Genomic DNA, 19,727 nt, shown 5'->3' with positions numbered 1-19,727 from the left:
GGCAGCTTAGGCGGGTTCAGAGCATCTGGGCAAGATAGCGCATCATGTTGCCGCCCATGACCTTGGCGATCTGCTGGTCGCTCAGCCCGGCATCCAGCAGCGCCTGGGTCAGCGCGGCCAGATGCGAGGCATCGAAGGATGCATCGACCGAACCGTCGTAATCCGAGCCGAGCGAGACGTGATCCTCGCCCACCAGCGCGATGGCGGCCTGGATGCTGGCGGCGATGTCGGCCGGGGTCTTGCCGCAGACGACATCGGCCCAATAGCCGATGCCGATCAGCCCGCCCTTGCCGGCGATGGCCTGCAGCAGCGCGTCGTCGAGGTTGCGCGGACTGGGGCAATGGCCGTGGATGCCGGTATGGGACAGGATCGGCCGGGTGCCGGGAATGGCCAGAACGTCGCGCACCATCTGCGGGCTGGCATGGGCCAGGTCGATGATCATGCGCTTGGCCATCATCTCCTCGACCACCTGCCGGCCGAAGGGGCTGAGCCCGGCGCCGCTGCCGCCTTCGCCATGCAGGCTGCCGCCAAGCTCGTTGTCGAAGAAATGCGTCAGGCCCAGCAGGCGGAAACCGGCGCCGTAAAGCACCTGGAGGTTGCCGATCTGCCCCTCCAGCGGATGCGCCCCTTCCGAGCCCAGGATGGCGCCGACCGTCTTCGCGCCGTTCTGCCGCGCCTCCAGCAGGGTCTGCAGATCCTCGGCCGAGCGGATCAGCATGAGCTGGTCGGGCGCGCGCTCGGCGGCGCGGCGCAGGGCGGCGGCCTGGACCAGCGCGCGCTCCTTGAGGCTGAACCAGCTCGGCAGCGGGCGCAGCTGGCCGATGAAGAGCGGGGTGATGTTGTCCGGCGCCTCGGCCGAGTTGCGACCATAGTTCTGGCCGCGCGGGCTCTTGGTGACGGTGGTGAAGACCTGCACCGCGACATTGCCCTCGGCCAGCCGGGGGATGTCGGTATGGCCGCGCTCGGCACGCCCCAGCAGGTCGCGGTCCCAGAGCAGCGCATCCGAATGCCAGTCGCCGATCACCAGCCGTTGGTGCAGCGCCTCGGCCTGGGGCGAGACCGGCCAGCCCTCGGCGGGCCCGGAAACCGGGTTCAGGCGGCGCTCGACGAATCCCGGCCCCCAGATCGCCACCACGACGGCGGCCAGGGCCGCCAGGCCCAGAAGCCAAAGGATGGTGCGTCGGATCATGCGGATCATGCCGTCCCCTTTTTCGGTTTCCCGGCAGCATAGGACGGGCCCATGCCGCAGGCGACGAAAAACTGCCCCGGCAACGGCTGGAGGGAAGAGGGGGCTCTGCCCCCATCCCTTCGGGATTCCCCCGGGATATTTCGACACGGAAGAACGGCGGAAGAGGCCCTGCCGTTCTTTCGTGTCCAAATATCCTCTGGGGGTCCGGGGGGCGAAGCGCCCCCGGCGGCGTGGGTTCAGTCCTCCATGGCCTCGAGTTCCTCGATGAAGCCCTCGATCATCGACAGGCCCTTGTCCCAGAAGGCCGGGTCTGAGGCGTCGAGGCCGAAAGGCGCCAGCAATTCCTTGTGATGGCGCGAGCCGCCCGCCGCCAGCATGTCGAAATATTTCGCCTGGAACTCGGGCAGCCCGTCCTCGTAGGCGGCGTAAAGCGCGTTCACCAGCCCGTCGCCGAAGGCATAGGCATAGACGTAGAAGGGCGAATGCACGAAATGCGGCACATAGGTCCAGAAGGTCTCGTAGCCCGGCATGAATTCGAAGGCATCGCCCAGGCTTTCCGCCTGCACCGACATCCACAGCGCGTTGATGTCGTCCGGCGTCAGCTCGCCCCGCGCGCGTGCGGCGTGCAGCTTGCATTCGAAGTCGTAGAAGGCGATCTGGCGCACCACCGTGTTGATCATGTCCTCGACCTTGCCGGCCAGCAGCGCCTTGCGCTGCGCCTTGTCCCCGGTCCGGGCCAGGAGCGCGCGGAAGGTCAGCATTTCGCCGAAGACGCTGGCCGTTTCGGCCAGGGTCAGCGGGGTCGCGGCCAGCAGTTCCCCCTGCGCCGCCGCCAGCCGCTGGTGGACGCCGTGGCCCAGCTCATGCGCCAGGGTCATCACGTCGCGCGGCTTGCCCAGATAGTTCAGCAGCACATAGGGATGGACGGTGGTCACGGTCGGATGGGCGAAGGCGCCCGGCGCCTTGCCGGGCTTCACCGCCGCGTCGATCCAGCCCTGCTCGAAGAAGGGCTGCGCCAGTTCCGCCAGCCTCGGCGAGAAGCCGGCATAGGCGTCCAGCACCGTCGCCTGCGCCTCGGCCCAGGGGATCAGGCGCGGGCTTTCGCTGGGCAGCGGCGCGTTGCGGTCCCAGACCTGGAGCTTGCCGAGCCCCAGCCAGCGCGCCTTGAGCCGGTAGTAGCGATGCGACAGGCGCGGATAGGCGGCGGTGACGGCGTTCTTCAGCGCCTCGACCACCTCGGGCTCGACATGGTTCGACAGGTGCCGCGCCGTCTGCGGCGTCGGCATCTTGCGCCACTTGTCCTCGATGGCCTTTTCCTTGGCGAGCGTGTTGTGGATGCGGGCGAAGAGCTTGACGTTCCTGCCGAAGACCTCGGCCAGGGCGCGGGCGCCGGCCTCGCGCCGGGCGCGGTCGTGGTCGGTCAGCAGGTTCAGCGTCGCCTCCAGCCCCAGTTCCTCGTCCTCGCCCTCGACGGCGAAGGTCAGGCCGGCCGTGGTCTCGTCGAAGAGCCGGTTCCAGGCGGCGGCGCCGACCACCGAATTGTCGTGCAGGAAGCGTTCCAGCTCGTTCGAGAGCTGATAGGGGCGCATCGCGCGCATGCGGTCGAAGACCGGCTTGTAGCGGGCGGGACCGTTCGGCGCGGCGAAGATTTCCTCGTAGCGCGCATCGGGGATGCGGTTGAACTCCAGGCTGAAGAACACGAGCTTGGTCGTCGCCGCGGTGATGCGGTCCTGAAGGTCGCCCATCTGCTTGGCGCGGGCCGAATCGGTGGTGTTCTGGTAATAGCGCAGCCCGGCATAGGACATGACCCGCCCGGCCAGGATGTCGATCTCCTGGTAGCGCTCGATGCATTCCAGCATCTTGCCGGCGTCGAGCGAGACCAGCTTGCCGTCGTAGTCGCGGGCGAAGATGCAGCAGGCCCGCTCGACCGCCTCGACGTCGCGAGCCAGTTCCGGCGAATCGGGCGCGGGATAGAGATCGCCCAGGTCCCATTCCGGCAGCGCGCCCAGATCGGGGGTTTTGGCCGGGACAGGCAAGGCATTCTCGTCTCGCGGCAGGACGCGGTCCAGGGGGCTGCGGGCAGAAATCGTCATGATCGCTCCTTTCGTATGGTCAACATGTGACCTCTGAACCGCCGGGCTGCAAGCCATGCGATGTGCAGGGCGGGGGCGCAGGATGCGGTTCAGGATGCGGCGGCGGCGCCGAAATGGGCGATGGCGGCGTCCAGGAAGCGGCTGCGGACGGGGTCGCGTTCCATCATCGGCTCGTGCCGGCAATCGGCCAGGTCCAGCAGCCGGGCGCCGGGCCAGGCGGCGGCGCGGCTGCGGATGGCCTGGGGCGAGACGACCCGCTCGCGATCCCCCAGCGCGATCAGCGCCGGCAGCGCGGGCGGGGGCAGGGCGGCCAGGCGCCGGCATTCCAGAAGCGCCGCGCGCAGCCAGTCGTTGCTGGCGCCGCCGACCGAGATGTCGGGCCAGGCCGCGGCCTCGGCCACCAGCCGGCCCCAGCGCCGGCCGTCATGGGTCAGCAGGTTGTCGTGGAACGGGTCCATCAGCACGAAGCTGTTCTCGCCCCCCGTGCGCGGCGCGGGGTGGCCGCCGCGGCCCAGCCGGCCCAGCGTGGTGGCAAACGCCAGCGCCAGCGCCTCGGGCACGCCGCGCAGGTTGATGCCCCACATCGGCGCCGAGAACGCCGCGCTTTGCACCGGCAGGCCCGAGTCGAGCGCGGCAAGGCCGATGGTGCCGCCCATGGAATGCGCCAGCAGGTGCCAGGGCCGCGGCAGGTCCAGTTCCTGCGCCGCGACCACCAGTTCGACCACGTCGCGCTGGTAATCGGCGAAATCGCCGATATGGCCGGGCCGGACATTGTCCTGCAGGCGGTCGGACATGCCCTGTCCGCGCCAGTCCAGCGCCAGCACGTCCAGCCCGGCGGCGTTCAGGTCGGCCGCGACCTCGGCGTATTTCTCCAGGTATTCGGTGCGGCCCGGAAACAGCAGCACCGTTCCCGAGGCGCCGCCCGCGGCCCAATGCGCCGCCCGCAGGCGCACCCCGTCCTCGGCCCGCAGCCAGAAGGCGCGGGCCAGGGGCAGGGGGTCGCCGGGCAGCGTGTTGAAGGGCGCGGGCTTCATCGCTTCAGGACAGCAGCGCGCCCAGCTTCATCGCCGTGCCCATCGAGCCGTCGACCCGCAGCTTGCCGGTCATGAAGGCGGTGGTCGGGTTCACGTCGCCCGACAGCAGGCCCTCGAAGGTCTCGCGGCTGGCGGTCAGCGTCACCTCGGCCTCGTCGTCGGCGGCACGGGCGCCGTCGGCGTCGATATAGACCGCCCCCTCGCCCTCGATGACGAATTTGGCGGTGCCGTCGAAGCCCTTGGCCTTTTCGTCCAGCGCGGCCACGGCTGCCTCGATGACTTTGCTCATTCTGGGATCTCCTGTTCTCGTGTCTGGAATTAGACGATGGGGAAAGTTACATGGGGAATATGCTTTTGCCAGTCCCCCATTTCCATCTTGCCGTTGCGGCAGCGCTTTTCCTGGGGCTGGCGGCGGCCGGCCCCGGCCATGCGCGGCAGGACGGGGGCCCCTTGCCCCATGCGATGCCGGTGCAGGACGCACCGCCGCAGGACGATATTCCCGAGGAGGAGGGGGTTCCGCCCGAAGACGAAGGCGAGGCGCTGCCCGAAAGCCCGCTTTCCGAACCCGCGGCCCCCTCCGAGCCGACCGCCGAGGCGCGGCTGCGCGAGCGCGAGGACCTGGACCTGCTGTTTGCCGAACTGGCCCAGCCGGGCGGCGAGACCTGGGCGCGGGCCGAGACCGACATCCTGCGCATCTGGTCGCGCTCCGGCTCGGCGGCGATGGACCTGCTCTACAAGCGGGGCGAGGCGGCGCTGGACACGGGCGACACCGTCACCGCCATCGGCCACCTGACCGCGCTGACCGACCATGCGCCGGATTTCGCGGCGGGCTGGTACCTGCGCTCGGTCGCCTTCTATCTGGACGGGGATTTCGGCCCGGCCATCGCCGATCTGGGGCAGGTGCTGCGGCTCGAGCCGCGCCATTTCGGCGCCCTGACCCAGCTGGGCACCATCCTCGAGGAACTGGGCGACGACCGGGACGCGCTGGAGGCCTTTCGCCAGAGCCTGAAGATCCACCCCCATCAACAGGAGGCGCAGGATGCCGTCCAGCGCCTCGAACGCAAATTGCAGGGCACCGACGCCTGATGAGTGACAGATCGCGGGTCACGGCCGTCCTTGGCCCGACCAATACCGGCAAGACGCATTATGCCATCGACCGGATGCTGGCGCATCGCACCGGGGTCATCGGCCTGCCGCTGCGCCTGCTGGCGCGCGAGGTCTATGACCGCATCGTCAAGGCGCGCGGCCCCTCGGTCGTGGCGCTGGTCACGGGCGAGGAGCGGATCGTGCCCGAGCGCGTGCAATACTGGGTCGCCACCACCGAGGCCATGCCCGAGGTCGGCGCCGATTTCGTCGCCATCGACGAGATCCAGCTTTGCGCCGACCCCGAGCGTGGCCATGTCTTCACCGACCGGCTGCTCAACATGCGCGGGCTGCATGAAACCCTGCTGCTGGGCAGCGACACCATGCGCCCGGCCATCGCCGCGCTGGTGCCGCAGGCGCAGTTCATGCGGCGCGAGCGGTTCTCGACGCTCAGCTGGGCGGGCTCGAAAAAGATCAGCCGGATGCCGGCGCGCTCGGCCATCGTCTGCTTCTCGGTCGAGGAGGTCTATGCCACGGCCGAGTTGATCCGCCGCCAGAAGGGCGGCTGCGCCGTGGTCATGGGGGCGCTCAGCCCGCGCACCCGCAACGCGCAGGTCGCCATGTATCAGGCGGGCGAGGTCGATTACCTGGTCGCCACCGATGCCATCGGCATGGGGCTGAACCTCGACATCCGCCACATCGCCTTTTCCGCCACCGAGAAATTCGACGGCCGCCGCTATCGCCCGCTGTTCCCGCATGAGCTGGGCCAGATCGCCGGCCGGGCGGGGCGGCATACCGAGCCAGGCAGCTTCGGCGTCACCGGCGATGCCGCGCCGCTGGACGAGGGGCTGATCGAGGCGATCGAGAACCACCGCTTCCAGCCGATCGGCCGGCTGATGTGGCGCAATGCCGCGCTGGAATTCGGCACGGTCGAGCGGCTCTTGCAAAGCCTCGAGACGCAGCCGCAATCGGAATGGCTGGTGCGCGGGCGCGAGGCGGACGACATCCGCGCGCTCAAGGCGCTGTCGGCGATGCCCGAGATCCGCGACCAGGTGACGCATCCGCGCGAGGTGCGGCTGCTCTGGGACGTCTGCCGGATCCCGGATTTCCGCTCGATCTCGGCGGCCGAGCATTCGACGCTGCTGGCGCGGATCTTCGGCTTTCTGCGCGACGGCAAGGTGCCCGGCGACTGGCTGGAGGGGCAGATCCGCCGCATTGACCGGATTCAGGGCGACATCGACACATTGTCGAAACGATTGGCATATATACGCACCTGGACCTATGTTGCCCAACGATCCGGCTGGGTGTCGGACGAAAGTCATTGGCGTGCCGAGACGCGCGCGGTAGAAGATCGGTTGTCGGACGCGTTGCACGCGGCTCTGACGCAAAGATTCGTGGACCGGCGCACTTCCGTGCTGCTGCGCCGGCTCAAACAGAAGGAGAGCCTTTTGGCCGAGGTGAATGACAAGGGCGAAGTGACGGTCGAGGGCGAATTCGCCGGCCGTCTGGAAGGCTTCCGCTTCCACGCCGATCCGAGCGCAACCGGGGACGAGGCGCGGATGCTGCAACGCGCCGCCTATGAGGCGCTGCGCCCCGAGTTCCATCTGCGCGCCGACCGCTTCTACAACGCGCCGGATACCGAGCTGGACTTCACCGAGCAGGGCGGCCTGATGTGGGGCAGCTCGGCGGTGGGCAAGCTGGTCAAGGGCGCCGAGGCGCTGAAACCCGGCGTCGAGGCCTTCGTCGACGAGGAGGCCGGCCCCGAGATCGCCGAGAAGGTGCGCCGTCGCCTGCAGCATTTCATCGACCGCAAGATCGCCACCCTGTTCGAGCCGCTGCTGGCGCTGAAGAACGACGAGACGCTGGCCGGGCTGGCCCGCGGCTTCGCGTTCCGCCTGGTCGAGGCGCTGGGTGTGCTGCCGCGTGACGGCGTGGCGACCGAGGTCAAGGAACTTGACCAGGACGCGCGCGGCCTTCTGCGCAAGCATGGCGTGCGCTTCGGCCAGTTCACCATCTTCCAGCCGGCGCTGCTGAAGCCGGCGCCGACCCGGTTGCGGCTGGTGCTTTGGGGGCTGGACCAGGGCCTGTCGGAGTTTCCCGAAAGCCCGCCGCCCGGCCTGGTGACGATCCCCAACCTGCCCGACGTGCCCAAGGGCTATTACACGCTGTCGGGCTATCACCCGGCGGGCGAGCGGGCGATTCGCATCGACATGCTCGAGCGGCTGGCCGACATGCTGCGCGGCCAGGACAGCCGTGGCGGCTTCGAGGCGACGCCCGACATGCTGTCGATCACCGGCATGACGCTGGAGCAGTTCGCCGGGCTGATGCAGGGCCTGGGCTATCGCGCCGAGCGGGGCGAGCGCCCCAAGGCCCGCGCCGAGGCGGCGCCCGCCGCCGAGCCCGCGCCGCAAGAGGCCGACCACGAGCATCCGCTGACCGAGGAGGAAAGCGTGCTTGCCGCCGAGACCCGCGCCAAATGGGAGGCCGAGCAGGCCGCCCGCAAGGCCGCCGAGGCGGAGGCCGAGGTCGTTGCGGCCGAAGCCGGCGCCGAACCTGGCGAAGCCGCGCCCGAGACCGAGGTGTTCTACAGCTTTACCTGGGCTCCGCGTCCCCGCGGCGGCCATCGCCGGCCCGAGCGCCAGGGTCAGGGCCAAGGCCAAGGGCAGGGTCAGGGCCGCCCGCAGGGCGAGCGCGGCCCGCGCCGCGAACGCGAGGCGGGGCAGGAGAATCGGCGCGACGGCAAGCCCTTCGAAGGCAAGCCGCGCGGCGAACGCGGCGACAGGCCCGACCGCGGCCCGAAGGGCAAGCCCAAGGGCAAGCCGCGCCATGACGGTCCCAAGAGCTTCGAGGCCCGCCCGCCGCGCGCCGAGAAACAGGCCGACCCGGACAGCCCCTTCGCCGTTCTCGCCGCGCTCAAGAACAAGACGTGAGAGGGGAAGGCGGCGAAAGCATCAGGCTCGACCGCTGGCTGCACCACGCGCGGCTGTTCAAGACCCGCACCCTGGCCGCCGATGCGATCGGCGCCGGGGGCATCCGGCTGAACGGCCAGCCCTGCAGCAAGCCGGCGCAGGCGGTGCGGGGCGGCGATACCGTCACCGTTTCGGCCCATGGCCGGGTCAGGGTGCTGCGGATCGTGCTTCTGGGCGAACGCCGCGGCCCGGCCACCGAGGCGGCCACGCTTTACGAGGAACTCTAGGCTGGCGAAGGACTCCGGTCAGCCGGACAAGGAACCGGGTTCCTGCCCGCGCCCCTGCGACAGAACGCCATCCCATCCCGGCCGGGGCTCGGCCCTATCCTCGTCTTTTCGCCGGCGGTGGCCTTGATTGATGGCTGCGGCGGGCGTAACTAGCCGATCAGGAAACAGGAATATCTCGCCATGACCTATGTCGTCACCGAAAACTGCATCATGTGCAAATACACCGACTGCGTCGAGGTGTGCCCCGTGGACTGTTTTTATGAAGGCGAGAACACGCTGGTCATCCATCCCGACGAATGCATCGACTGCGGCGTCTGCGAACCGGAATGCCCGGCCGACGCGATTCGCCCCGATACCGAGCCCGACATGGAGACATGGGTCGAGTTCAATCGCAAATATGCCGAATCCTGGCCGGTGATCACCCGCAAGAAGGATCCGATGCCCGGCTATCAGGAGATGGACGGCATGCCCGGCAAGCTGGAGAAATATTTCTCGGAAGCGCCCGGCGAGGGAGATTGAGACCTCCGGTCCCGTTCGCGGGGTCGATTTCGTTTGAAATGCTAACGACTGTGCCGATCCTGCATCATATGTCGGATTTGACTGTCGTATCGCTTGGCGGGACGGGGCCGCAACCGCTAGATCGCATCCGTGGCGAGGGCGTCGATTCGCCCTGGCCATGCATCGGCTCTGTTCGGTGAAGCGTTTTCTGGTGTTGAGTCTGAACGATTTTCTCTCGTCAAACGGGGCCGGTGCCGCTTTTCAGGGAACCTTTGAACCGGCGCGATTTTTGTGCTATGGTGCAGCCATCTCGCGCCGGTCGGGCTGCTTTTGTGGCCTGGCCGGCGCTGCTGCCTGTCCTGATCGACTGCCCGGTCAGAAGTGCAAGAACAACAATGTTGGCCCGTAAGGGGGGATTGTCCCGCCTTGGGGGTTTTTGTGCCGCGTGGCGGTGCAACTGCGAAGGATGCCCAATGTCGAAAGCCAAGAAGACCGAATTCCGCCCCGATGACTTTGTCGTCTATCCCACCCATGGCGTGGGCCGCATCGTTTCGATCGAAGAGCAGGAGGTGGCGGGACTGCGCCTCGAAATGTTCGTGATCTCGTTCGAAAAGGACAAGATGACCCTGCGCGTGCCCACCGCCCGCGCGACCGAGATCGGCATGCGCGGCCTCTCGACCCCGGACCTGGTCGAGCGGGCGCTGGACACGCTGAAGGGCAAGGCCCGCGTCAAGCGCGCGATGTGGTCGCGCCGCGCCCAGGAATATGAGCAAAAGATCAACTCGGGCGACCTGATGTCGATCGCCGAGGTGGTGCGCGACCTGCATCGCAACGACGACCAGCGCGAGCAATCCTATTCCGAGCGCCAGCTCTACGAGGCCGCGCTGGACCGCCTGACCCGCGAGGTCGCCGCCGTGTCCGGCATGGACGAGGCCGGCGCGCAGAAGAAGGTCGAAACCGTGCTGACCGCCCGCGCCGCCTGAAGGCAGGCCGTCGGGATGATCGGGGCGCCCGCAGGGGCGCCCTTTTTCATGGCGAGAGGCGGGAAAGCCGCGCTCGAGGGGGCAAAACCCCCGTCGGAAAAGTTGCCCGCGTCGGGCGCGCATCAGGCCGGTCGGGTAAAGTTGCCGGCGTCAGGCGCGCATCAGGCCGAAGACCAGCGAGATCGAAACCAGTGCCAGCCAGACCGAGGCGAGCCGCTGGACGCCTTGCAGCCGCTTTCCGCCGCCGTTTCCCGCCTGCGTCAAGGCCCCGGCGCAGCCCCAGGCCAGGGCCGCGCCCATCACCATCAGGCAGAACATCCCCAGCCGTGTCGCGAAGGCCGGATCCTGCGGCGCGGGAAGCAGGACCAGGCCGAAGATCAGCGCCTTGGGGTTCAGGACGGTGGTCACGTAGATCCGCCGCGCGCCGACCCCGCGGCTTTCGCCTTCATCGCCGGGCGCGCGCCACAGCGCCGTCGCCAGGACCATGATCCAGGCGGCCGCCGCCAGTTTCAGCCCGACGGCCAGGGCCGGCACCTGTTCCAGCAGCCCCGCGCCCAGGAAGGCCAGCGGCAGGACGGTCGTCAGATAGCCCGCCAGTTCCGCGGGCAGCAGGCGCGCGACGCTGGCCAGCCCGCGCCGCGCCCCGGCGATCCCCATCAGCGTATTCGTCGGCCCCGGCGCCAGCAGCAGCGCCAGAACCGCCGAAACGAATGCCGTCATGGTCATCGGTCGCGTCCCTTCTCAATCCTGCCTGCGCGCTATCATGGGCTTCGCCTGGATGAATTGATCTGGATCAGGGGCGCAAGGCAAGGGCCCGGTCACGGCCGCTTTTCGCCGCTGCCGCTACGTGCGAAAGGGGGCGACCCGGCCGGGCCGCCCCCCGCGGCTTTCAGCCCAGGGCGGCCAGGATGCGCGCCCAGCTGCGCGCGCCCCTGGCAAAGCTGTCGAGATCGTATTTCTCGTTCGGGGAATGGATGCGGTCGTCGTCGCGGGCAAAGCCGATCAGCATGGAATCCATGCCCAGGATCTCCTTGAAATCCCCGGCGATGGGGATCGAGCCGCCGGCGCCGATATAGGCCGCCTCGCGCCCCCATTCCTGCGTCAGCGCCGCCTTGGCCGCGGCGAAGGCCGGGTCCGAGATGTCCATGCGGCTGGCCGGGCTGGCGCCATGGCCGTGGAACTCGACCGTGCAATCCTCGGGGACATGGGCGCGGACATGGGCGCGGAAGGTCTCGCGGATGCGGTCGGGATCCTGGGTGCCGGTCAGGCGGAAGCTGACCTTGGCGCGGGCCTCGGCCGGCAGGACGGTCTTGAAGCCCTCGCCGGTATAGCCGCCGGTGATGCCGTTGATCTCGAAGGTGGGGCGGTTCCAGACCATCTCCAGCCCGGTGCGGCCCGTCTCGCCCACCGGATGCTTCAGCCCGACGCGCCCCAGGAACTCGGCCGGGTCGAAGCCGAGCGCGGCCCAGTCGGCGCGCAGTTCCGGGGACAGCTCCTCGACGCCGTCGTAAAAGCCGGGCAGGGCGACGCGGCCGCCGGCGTCCTTGACCGTCGCCAGCGCGTTGACGAGGATCTGGACCGGGTTCGCCGCCAGCCCGCCGAAGCTGCCCGAATGCAGGTCGCGGTCGGCGGCGCGGATCACGATCTCCTCGCCGCAAAGCCCGCGCAGCTGGGTGGTGATGGCCGGGCGGCCGTCGGCATAAAGCCCGGTGTCGCAGATCATGGCGATGCCGGCGCGCAGTTCCTCGGCATTCTCGCGCAGGAAGGGCCGCAGGCTGGGCGAGCCGGATTCCTCCTCGCCCTCGAACAGCAGCATCAGGTCCGAGGGCAGGCTGCCATGCACCGCCTTCCAGGCGCGGAACGCCTCGACGAAGGTCATCAACTGGCCCTTGTCGTCCGAGGCGCCGCGGCCGCGGATCACCTTGCCCTGCGGCGTGTCCTCGATATGCGGCTCGAAGGGCGGGCGTTCCCACAGCTCCAGCGGATCGACGGGCTGCACGTCGTAATGGCCATAGAACAGCAGCGGCCGCCGCGTCCCCTTCGGCGAATGCGCGACCACCATCGGATGGCCGGGCGTGTCGCGCAGCTCGGCCCGGAAGCCCAGCGAGACCAGCTCGGCGCAAAGCCATTCCGCGGCACGCCGCACCTCGGCCGCATAGGCCGGGTCGGTCGAGACCGAGGGAATGCGAAGAAATTCCATCAGCCGGTCGAGCGCCTGGGGCAGCCCCGCGTCCAGCGTTGAAAGTACTTCGCCGATTCTGGAATTGTCCGTCATCCTTCGCCTTTCCTGATTGATTTTATCAGAGAAAATGCCTGTCCCCTTGGCATGGGTGCGACATTTTAACGCTGTATTTCCTCTGGCTTGATGCGTATCAAGGTATGACCCGCGGGATCGCAGCATGATCCCCCAAGCAAGCAAGTTCAAGCAAGGCAAGGGATCCGTGATGGACTATTCAGCCGCCCTCGATCAGGCCATCGGCAAGCTGCACGAAGAGGGTCGTTACCGCACCTTCATCGACATCGAGCGTCGCAAGGGGGCCTATCCGCAGGCGGTCTGGACCCGTCCCGACGGGACCGAGACCGAGATCACCGTATGGTGCGGCAACGACTACCTGGGCATGGGCCAGCACCCGGTGGTGCTGGCGGCGATGCACGAGGCGCTGGATGCCACCGGGGCGGGTTCCGGCGGCACGCGCAACATCTCGGGCACCACGGTCTATCACAAGCGGCTGGAGGCGGAGCTGGCCGACCTGCACGGGAAAGAGGCTGCGCTGGTCTTTTCCAGCGCCTACACCGCCAATGACGCCACGCTCTCGACCCTGCGCAAGCTGTTTCCCGGCCTCATCATCTATTCCGACGAGCTGAACCATGCCTCGATGATCGAGGGGATCAAGCGGTTCGACGGCGCCAAGCGCATCTTCCGCCACAACGACGTCGCGCATCTGCGCGAGCTGCTGGAGGCCGACGATCCCGAGGCGCCCAAGCTGATCGCCTTCGAATCGATCTATTCCATGGATGGCGATTTCGGCCCCCTCGCGGGGCTCTGCGACCTGGCCGAGGAATTCAACGCCCTGACCTATCTGGACGAGGTCCATGCCGTCGGCATGTATGGCCCCCGCGGCGGCGGCGTGGCCGAGCGCGACGGGCTGAGCCACCGCATCGACATCTTCAACGGCACGCTGGGCAAGGCGTTCGGCGTCTTCGGCGGCTATATTGCCGCCTCGGCCAAGATGGTGGACGCGATCCGCTCCTATGCGCCGGGCTTCATCTTCACCACCTCGCTGCCGCCGGCGGTGGCGGCCGGGGCCGCGGCCTCCATCGCCTTCCTCAAGACGGCGGAAGGGCAGTTGCTGCGCGACCAGCAACAACTGAACGCCCGCATCCTGAAGATGCGGCTGCGCGGGCTCGGCATGCCGATCATGGACCATGGCAGCCATATCGTGCCGGTGCATGTCGGCAACCCGGTGCATTGCAAGGCGCTGTCGGACATGCTGCTGGCCGATTTCGGCATCTATGTGCAGCCGATCAACTTCCCGACCGTGCCGCGCGGCACCGAACGGCTGCGCTTCACGCCCTCGCCGGTGCATGATCCCAAGCAGATCGACCAGCTGGTGAAGGCCATGGACAACCTCTGGTCGCAGTGCAAACTGAACCGTTCAACTTCAGCTGCCTGAGACGGTTTCGGGGTGAAGACCTCTCGCGCCCGTGATAACCTTGCTTTAATCAAGTTGTGAGAGTCTTCCGATTCGCGGGGACGAGCAGCAAAGAATGGGGCAGGCGCAATGATCGGGCTAAGGGGTAATCCCCCGTCCAATGGCCATGAGGAGCCGGCGGCCTTGCCGCCCGGTTTCGACGATCCTGACATTCGTCTCGGTGATCTGATGCGGGGCGAACGGGCCACGCTGGGCAAGTCGCTGCTGGATGTCCAGCGCGAATTGCGCATTCGCGCCTCCTATGTCGCCGCCATCGAGAATTGCGACATTTCCGCCTTCGACACGCCCAGCTTCATCGCGGGCTATGTCCGCTCCTATGCCCGCTATCTCGGCATGGATGCCGACTGGACCTTCCGCCGCTTCTGCCAGGAATCGGGCTTCCAGCCGACGCATGGCATGGCCCCCGCCGCCGCCGGGCCAAAGCCGCAGCGCCGGCCCTCGGACCCGGCCGAGGCGCTGGCCAATCCGCATCCGATCTTCCTGCCTCGGCAGGAAAGCATCTGGAGCTCGATCGAGCCGCGGGCCATCGGCTCGCTGCTGGTCATGGTCGTGCTGGCCTGCGGGCTGGGCTATGGCGGCTGGGCCGTGCTGCAAGAGGTGCAGAAGGTCAACCTGACCCCCGGCGAGCAGGCCCCCGGCGTCATCGCCGCGCTGGACCCGGTGCAGGAGGCGGCCGAGCCCGAGACCGTGGAATCGGCCCAGGTCAATTTGCCGCGCCCCGAGGGGCTGGACCGCACCTATCGCCCGCAGGCGCTGGAGCTGCCGGTGCTGGTCGCCCGCGACGGGCCCATCGCCGCCATCGACCCGCGGCTGGACGTGCCGGCGGCCAAGCCGGAAGGCGCCGCGCCCGCAACCCGCACCGCCGCGGTCCAGGACCGGGTCTATGGCCCGCAGATGCCGCCCGAACAGGCGGCGGTGCGCACCGTCGCCCCCGATGCGCCCGAGATCGAGATCCTGACCGCCCGTCCCGCCTGGGTGCGCGTCACTTCGGCCGACGGCACGGTGTTGCTGGAAAAGACCATGGACGCGGGCGAGCGTTTCGCCCTGCCCAAGCTGGAAGCGCCGCCGGTGCTGCGCGCAGGCAATTCCGGCGCGGTCTATTTCGCGGTCAACGGCCGCACCTATGGCCCGGCGGCGCCCGGCGCCAGGGTGGTCAAGAATGTCGAGCTGTCGCCCACGGCGCTGACGGCGCAATATGCCTTTGCCGATCTCAGCAAGGATCCGCAGCTGGCCGAGATGGTCGCGCTGGCATCGGCCGAGCAGCCGGACCAGGCCCCCGCGCAGGATTGACCGGCCGCGGGGTCACGGATGCGGCATCGCGCGCCCGACCGGGGTCGGATGGCTTGCCCGTCCGGCCGCATCGGCCTATTTCTGACGGGTGAATCCGCCTCTGGCGCAGGAAAAGGCCCCAGCCATGTCGCATAATCCGATCCGCCCCTGGCGCAATATCGACCGGCGCAAGTCGCGCCGGATCATGGTCGGCAACGTGCCGGTCGGGGGCGATGCGCCGATCAGCGTGCAGACCATGACCAATACCGACACTTCGGACGTGCGCGCGACGCTGGACCAGATCATCCGCGCCGCCGACGTGGGCGCCGACATCGTCCGCGTCTCGACCCCCGACGAGGCCTCGACCCGCGCCCTGCGCGAGATCTGTCGCGAAAGCCCGGTGCCGATCGTGGCCGACATCCATTTCCACTACCGCCGCGCCATCGAGGCCGCCGAGGCCGGCGCCGCCTGCCTGCGCATCAACCCCGGCAATATCGGCGACGCCGCCCGCGTGCGCGAGGTGATCAAGGCCGCCCGCGACCACGGCTGCTCGATCCGCATCGGCGTGAATGCCGGCAGCCTGGAAAAGCACCTGCTGGAGAAATACGGCGAGCCATGCCCGGATGCGATGGTGGAATCCGGCCTCGACCATATCCGCATCCTGCAGGACAATGATTTCCACGAATTCAAGATCAGCGTGAAGGCATCGGACGTCTTCCTTGCCGCCGCCGCCTATCAGCAGCTGGCCGAGGCGACGGATGCGCCGATCCACCTGGGCATCACCGAGGCCGGCGGGCTGGTCTCCGGCACGGTGAAATCCGCCATCGGCCTGGGCAACCTGTTGTGGATGGGCATCGGCGACACGATCCGGGTCAGCCTGTCCGCCGATCCGGTCGAGGAGGTCAAGGTCGGCTTCGAGGTCCTGAAATCGCTGGGCCTGCGCACCCGCGGCGTGCAGATCATCTCCTGCCCCAGCTGCGCGCGCCAGGGCTTCGACGTCATCAAGACGGTCGAGACCCTGGAAAAGCGCCTCGAACACATCAAGACCCCGATGAGCCTGTCGATCATCGGCTGCGTAGTGAACGGGCCGGGCGAGGCGCTGATGACCGACATCGGCTTCACCGGCGGCGGCGCCGGCTCGGGCATGGTCTATCTGGCCGGCAAGCAGAACCACAAGATGACCAACGCCCAGATGGTCGACCATATCGTCGAGCTGGTCGAGAAACGCGCCGCCGAGATCGAGGCCGCGCAATCCGCCGCCGCCGAATAGCCAAAGGGCGGCCCCATGCGCCGCCCCATGCTTCTTCGTTCCAGAAATACCCATGCCGCCCGCGCAACCCGCCCAGGCGGCGCAGCCTCAGCCCTCGGCCTTGGCCTCGCGCGCACGGGCAATCGCGCCCTCCAGCCCTTCGGTGGGCATGCCGCGCAGCATCTCGCCGCCGATGATGAAGGTGGGGGTGCCCATGATCCGCATCTGCTCGGCCAGCTGGTGGTTCTTGCGCAGCACGGCCGAGACCTCTTCGGTGTTCATCCGGTTCAGCACCGCCTGGCTGTCCAGCTCCAGGTCTCCGGCCAGCTTGGCCAGGCTTTCCAGGTTCACCGGCCCGCGCGATTCCATCAGCGCGTCATGCGCCTTCTTGTAGGCGTCGGGCCCGGCTTCCTGCTGCACCGCGACGGCAAAGCGCGCGGCCATGTCGCTTTCCTGGGTCAGGATCGGGAATTCCTTGACGATCCAGCGGATATTGCCATCGGCCGAGATCAGCTTCTCCACGTCCGGGCTGACCCGCTTGCAGACGCCGCAGCGGTAGTCGACGAACTCGACCAGGGTCACGTCGCCCTCGGGATTGCCGCCGACCCAGCTGTGGCCGTCCTGGAAGATCGCCTCGCGGTTGTTCTCGACCAGCAGCTCGTCGTTGCGGGCCTCGTCGGCAAGCCGGCGTTCCTCCAGCACGTTGATCGATTCGATCAGCACGTCGGGATTGGCCATCAGGTAGTCGCGCACCGCCTCGCCGAAGGCGGCCTTCTCGGCCTCGGTCATGTTCGCGGGGTCGAAGGCCGCGGCGGGCAGGGCGGTGGCAGCCAGCAGCGCTGCGGTCACAAGGGCTTTCATCGGGCAATCCTCTCCAGTTCCCGGCAACTTGACCGCTTGCGCGGGGCGTTGCAAGCGCCCGGCCGGGGCATCACGCGGGCTTGACCGGGCCGGCCGCAGGGCGGATACCCGGCCAAAACCATGAGGCAGGCTGACATGAGACAATCCCGCCGCGGGCAGGTCGATCCCTTCATCGTCATGGATGTGATGGAGGCCGCCCGCAAGGCCGAGGCCCAGGGCCGCCGCATCATCCACATGGAGGTCGGCCAGCCCTCGACCCCGGCGCCCCAAGGCGCGCGCCGGGCGCTGGCGGCGGCCCTGGACCGGCCCTTGGGCTATACGGTCGCGCTTGGCCTGCCGGAACTGCGCCAGGGCATCGCCGGGCTTTACAAGCGCTGGTATGGGCTCGACCTCGACCCGGCGCGGGTGGTGGTGACGCCGGGTTCCTCGGGCGCCTTCATCCTGGCCTTCTCGGCGCTTTTCGACGCGGGCGCGCGGGTGGCGCTCGGCGAGCCGGGCTATCCCAGCTATCGCCAGATCCTGCGCGCCATGTCGCTGCAGCCGGTGGGCATCCCGACGCGGGCCGAGGATCGCTATCAGCCGCGCCCGGGCGACCTGCCGGCGGATGCGCAGGGGCTGATCCTGGCCTCGCCCGGCAACCCCTCGGGCACGGTGCTGCGGCGCGAGGAGCTGGCGGGGCTGACCGCGCGCGCGGCAGAGCTGGGCATGAACGTGATCTCGGACGAGATCTATCACGGGCTGGACTATGGCGCGGGCTTCCATTCCGCGCTGGAGGTGACGGACGAGGTCTTCGTCATCAACAGCTTCTCGAAATATTTCAGCATGACCGGCTGGCGCGTGGGCTGGATGGTGGTGCCCGACGGCATGATCCGCACCGTCGAGCGGATCGCGCAGAACATGTTCATCTGCCCGCCCCATGCCAGCCAGGTCGCGGCGCTGGCGGCGCTGGATTGCGTCGATGAGGCCGAGGCGAACCTGGCCGTCTATGCCGAGAACCGCCGGCTGATGCTGGAGCGGCTGCCCAAGATCGGATTTTCGCGCATCGCGCCGCCCGAGGGCGCCTTCTACATCTATGCCGACGTGTCGGAGCTGACGACGGACAGCCTGGCCTTCGCCGCGGAAATCCTGGAAAAGGCCGGGGTGGCGGTGACGCCGGGCCTGGACTTCGACCCCCATCGCGGCGCGCAGACCCTGCGCTTCAGCTATGCCGCAGGGGCAGCCGAGATCGCCGAGGGGCTCGACCGTCTGGCGGCCTTCATGGCGGCGCGATGAGATGGCTTTGCGCCATCCTGCTGGTCTGGCTTGCCTGGCCCGCGCTGGCCGATGACGGCGCGCGCCCGGCCGTGGCGACGGTCGATCTGGCGCAATCCTCGCTGGTGGCCGAGGGGCGCGACCGCGGCAAGCCGCGGCCGATGGAGCTGCGGCTGACGATCAGCCGGCCGGTGCCCTATCGGGTCTATTTCCTGGACGGGCCGCCGCGGCTGGTGGTGGATTTCCGCGAGATCGACTTTTCCGGCGCCGATGCCGAGGCGCTGCCGGGGCGCGAACTGGTGCCGGCGCTGCGCTGGGGGCGCTTTCGCCCCGGCTGGTCGCGGCTGGTGATGGAACTGCCCGGCCCCTATGCGCTGCGGCTGGCGGTGCAAGGCCCGGCCGAGGGCGGCGCCCAGGGGGCGCTGGTCAAGCTGCGCATGGAGCCGGTGAAGCCCGAGGATTTCGTCACCCGCGGCAATGCGCTTTCGGCGCTGTGGGACTTGCCGCAGCCGGCGGCCGTGGCGCCGCTGCCGCCGCGCCGCGCCGGCACCCGGCCCCTGCGCGTGGCGCTGGACCCCGGCCATGGCGGCCACGACCCCGGCGCCCAGGTCGGCGCGATCAGCGAGGCGGCGCTGATGCTGGGCTTTGCCCGCGAACTGACCGAGATCCTGAACCGCGCCGGTTTCGAGGTCATCGCCACCCGCAAGGACGACAGCTTCATCCCGCTGGAGCGGCGCATGACCATCGCCCGCGCCGAGCAGGCGGACCTGTTCATCTCGCTCCATGCCGATGCGCTGCCGGCGGGCGAGGCGGCGGGGCTGTCGATCTATGTCTGGAACCCGCAGGCCGACGACCGCGCCACGCGCGAGCTGGCCATGCGCCACGACCGCGCCGACCTGCTGGCCGGGCTGGACCTGTCGGGGACCGACGACCAGCTGGCCGACGTGCTGATGGACCTGGCGCGGACCGAAACGCATCCGCGCTCGGAAGCCTTCGCCAAGTTCGCGGTGTCCGAGCTGAACCGGGCGGGCATCGCCATGCACCGCAGGCCGGTGCGCGGCGCGGCGTTTTCGGTGCTGAAATCGCCCGACATCCCCTCGGTCCTGGTCGAGCTGGGCTTCCTGACCGATCCGGGCGACCGCGCCAACCTGTTCGACCCCGAGTGGCGCGCGCAGACGGCGCAGGCGCTGGCCCAGGCCATCGGGCTTTGGGCGCAGGACGATGCCGCCCGCGCCGCCCTGCTGCGCAAGTAGCGCAAGGTTGCTTTGACGGGCGCGGCCTCGCTGTCTATAGAGGCGCAGGTTATCC

Annotated in this window: 17 protein-coding genes; 10 read left to right on the top strand and 7 right to left on the bottom strand. The window is 68.7% G+C overall.

Translation table 11 applies throughout. From position 1 onward, the window contains the following. Positions 1-16: 16 nt before the first annotated feature. The 4 genes from KF941_RS16065 to KF941_RS16050 all read right to left on the bottom strand — a co-directional run bounded on the left by KF941_RS16065 (position 17) and on the right by KF941_RS16050 (position 4,605). The gene (locus tag KF941_RS16065) at positions 17-1,198 is read right to left on the bottom strand and encodes a membrane dipeptidase (protein ID WP_214273927.1); all 1,182 of its coding nucleotides are present in this window, start codon (positions 1,196-1,198) and stop codon (positions 17-19) included. Positions 1,199-1,425: 227 nt separating this feature from the next. Then, entirely contained in the window at positions 1,426-3,282 is a 1,857-nt protein-coding gene (locus KF941_RS16060) for a M3 family oligoendopeptidase (RefSeq protein ID WP_240540452.1), read from the bottom strand. Positions 3,283-3,371: 89 nt separating this feature from the next. Further along, positions 3,372-4,316 (bottom strand): alpha/beta hydrolase, encoded by a 945-nt coding sequence (locus tag KF941_RS16055; protein WP_072460744.1) that lies wholly within the window; start codon positions 4,314-4,316, stop codon positions 3,372-3,374. A 4-nt stretch (positions 4,317-4,320) separates the two neighbouring features. After that, positions 4,321-4,605, bottom strand: a complete 285-nt coding sequence (locus KF941_RS16050; RefSeq protein ID WP_036749621.1) for an SCP2 sterol-binding domain-containing protein — start codon at positions 4,603-4,605, stop codon at positions 4,321-4,323. A 50-nt stretch (positions 4,606-4,655) separates the two neighbouring features. Here KF941_RS16050 and KF941_RS16045 point away from each other — a divergent pair, with 50 nt between their 5' ends. The 5 genes from KF941_RS16045 to KF941_RS16025 all read left to right on the top strand — a co-directional run bounded on the left by KF941_RS16045 (position 4,656) and on the right by KF941_RS16025 (position 10,076). Then, the gene (locus KF941_RS16045) at positions 4,656-5,402 is read left to right on the top strand and encodes a tetratricopeptide repeat protein (protein ID WP_214273926.1); all 747 of its coding nucleotides are present in this window, start codon (positions 4,656-4,658) and stop codon (positions 5,400-5,402) included. Continuing rightward, positions 5,402-8,329: a helicase-related protein gene (locus KF941_RS16040; RefSeq protein WP_214273925.1), complete on the top strand. Its 2,928-nt coding sequence runs from the start codon at positions 5,402-5,404 to the stop codon at positions 8,327-8,329. The genes KF941_RS16045 and KF941_RS16040 overlap by 1 nt, the downstream gene beginning before the upstream one ends. Continuing rightward, positions 8,326-8,595, top strand: a complete 270-nt coding sequence (locus tag KF941_RS16035) for an RNA-binding S4 domain-containing protein (protein WP_036749632.1) — start codon at positions 8,326-8,328, stop codon at positions 8,593-8,595. Before KF941_RS16040 ends, KF941_RS16035 begins: the two co-directional genes overlap by 4 nt. Positions 8,596-8,775: 180 nt before the next feature. Continuing rightward, positions 8,776-9,114 (top strand): ferredoxin FdxA, encoded by a 339-nt coding sequence (fdxA, locus tag KF941_RS16030; protein WP_024845187.1) that lies wholly within the window; start codon positions 8,776-8,778, stop codon positions 9,112-9,114. Between the two features lie 452 nt (positions 9,115-9,566). Next, entirely contained in the window at positions 9,567-10,076 is a 510-nt protein-coding gene (locus KF941_RS16025) for a CarD family transcriptional regulator (protein ID WP_036749634.1), read from the top strand. A gap of 150 nt (positions 10,077-10,226) precedes the next feature. Here KF941_RS16025 and KF941_RS16020 read toward each other — a convergent pair whose 3' ends face one another. Next, entirely contained in the window at positions 10,227-10,802 is a 576-nt protein-coding gene (locus KF941_RS16020) for a hypothetical protein (RefSeq protein ID WP_072460741.1), read from the bottom strand. Positions 10,803-10,965: 163 nt separating this feature from the next. Then, positions 10,966-12,351, bottom strand: a complete 1,386-nt coding sequence (locus tag KF941_RS16015; RefSeq protein WP_214273924.1) for a dipeptidase — start codon at positions 12,349-12,351, stop codon at positions 10,966-10,968. Between the two features lie 169 nt (positions 12,352-12,520). Between KF941_RS16015 and hemA the strand changes: the two genes are divergently transcribed. The 3 genes from hemA to ispG all read left to right on the top strand — a co-directional run bounded on the left by hemA (position 12,521) and on the right by ispG (position 16,328). After that, complete coding sequence (hemA, locus tag KF941_RS16010) at positions 12,521-13,750, top strand: 5-aminolevulinate synthase (protein WP_214273923.1); 1,230 nt, start codon at positions 12,521-12,523, stop codon at positions 13,748-13,750. Between the two features lie 108 nt (positions 13,751-13,858). Further along, entirely contained in the window at positions 13,859-15,079 is a 1,221-nt protein-coding gene (locus KF941_RS16005) for a helix-turn-helix domain-containing protein (protein ID WP_036749643.1), read from the top strand. A gap of 124 nt (positions 15,080-15,203) precedes the next feature. Beyond that, a complete protein-coding gene (gene ispG, locus KF941_RS16000; RefSeq protein ID WP_036749646.1) occupies positions 15,204-16,328 on the top strand; it encodes a flavodoxin-dependent (E)-4-hydroxy-3-methylbut-2-enyl-diphosphate synthase in 1,125 nt (374 codons plus the stop codon). Between the two features lie 87 nt (positions 16,329-16,415). On the opposite strand, the gene KF941_RS15995 is transcribed toward ispG, so the two are convergent. Continuing rightward, the gene (locus KF941_RS15995; protein ID WP_072460739.1) at positions 16,416-17,168 is read right to left on the bottom strand and encodes a DsbA family protein; all 753 of its coding nucleotides are present in this window, start codon (positions 17,166-17,168) and stop codon (positions 16,416-16,418) included. A gap of 135 nt (positions 17,169-17,303) precedes the next feature. On the opposite strand from KF941_RS15995, the gene KF941_RS15990 reads away from it, so the two are divergent. Both KF941_RS15990 and KF941_RS15985 read left to right on the top strand, forming a co-directional pair. Then, positions 17,304-18,440, top strand: coding sequence for an aminotransferase class I/II-fold pyridoxal phosphate-dependent enzyme (locus KF941_RS15990; RefSeq protein WP_214273922.1), 1,137 nt, complete (start codon positions 17,304-17,306; stop codon positions 18,438-18,440). Continuing rightward, entirely contained in the window at positions 18,437-19,672 is a 1,236-nt protein-coding gene (locus tag KF941_RS15985; RefSeq protein ID WP_214273921.1) for an N-acetylmuramoyl-L-alanine amidase, read from the top strand. Before KF941_RS15990 ends, KF941_RS15985 begins: the two co-directional genes overlap by 4 nt. Positions 19,673-19,727 lie beyond the last annotated feature (55 nt).

The organism is Paracoccus sp. pheM1, from assembly GCF_018499825.1.
GTDB classification, from domain to species: Bacteria; Pseudomonadota; Alphaproteobacteria; order Rhodobacterales; family Rhodobacteraceae; genus Paracoccus; species Paracoccus versutus.
This window is presented reverse-complemented; position numbering and strand designations above follow the sequence as displayed.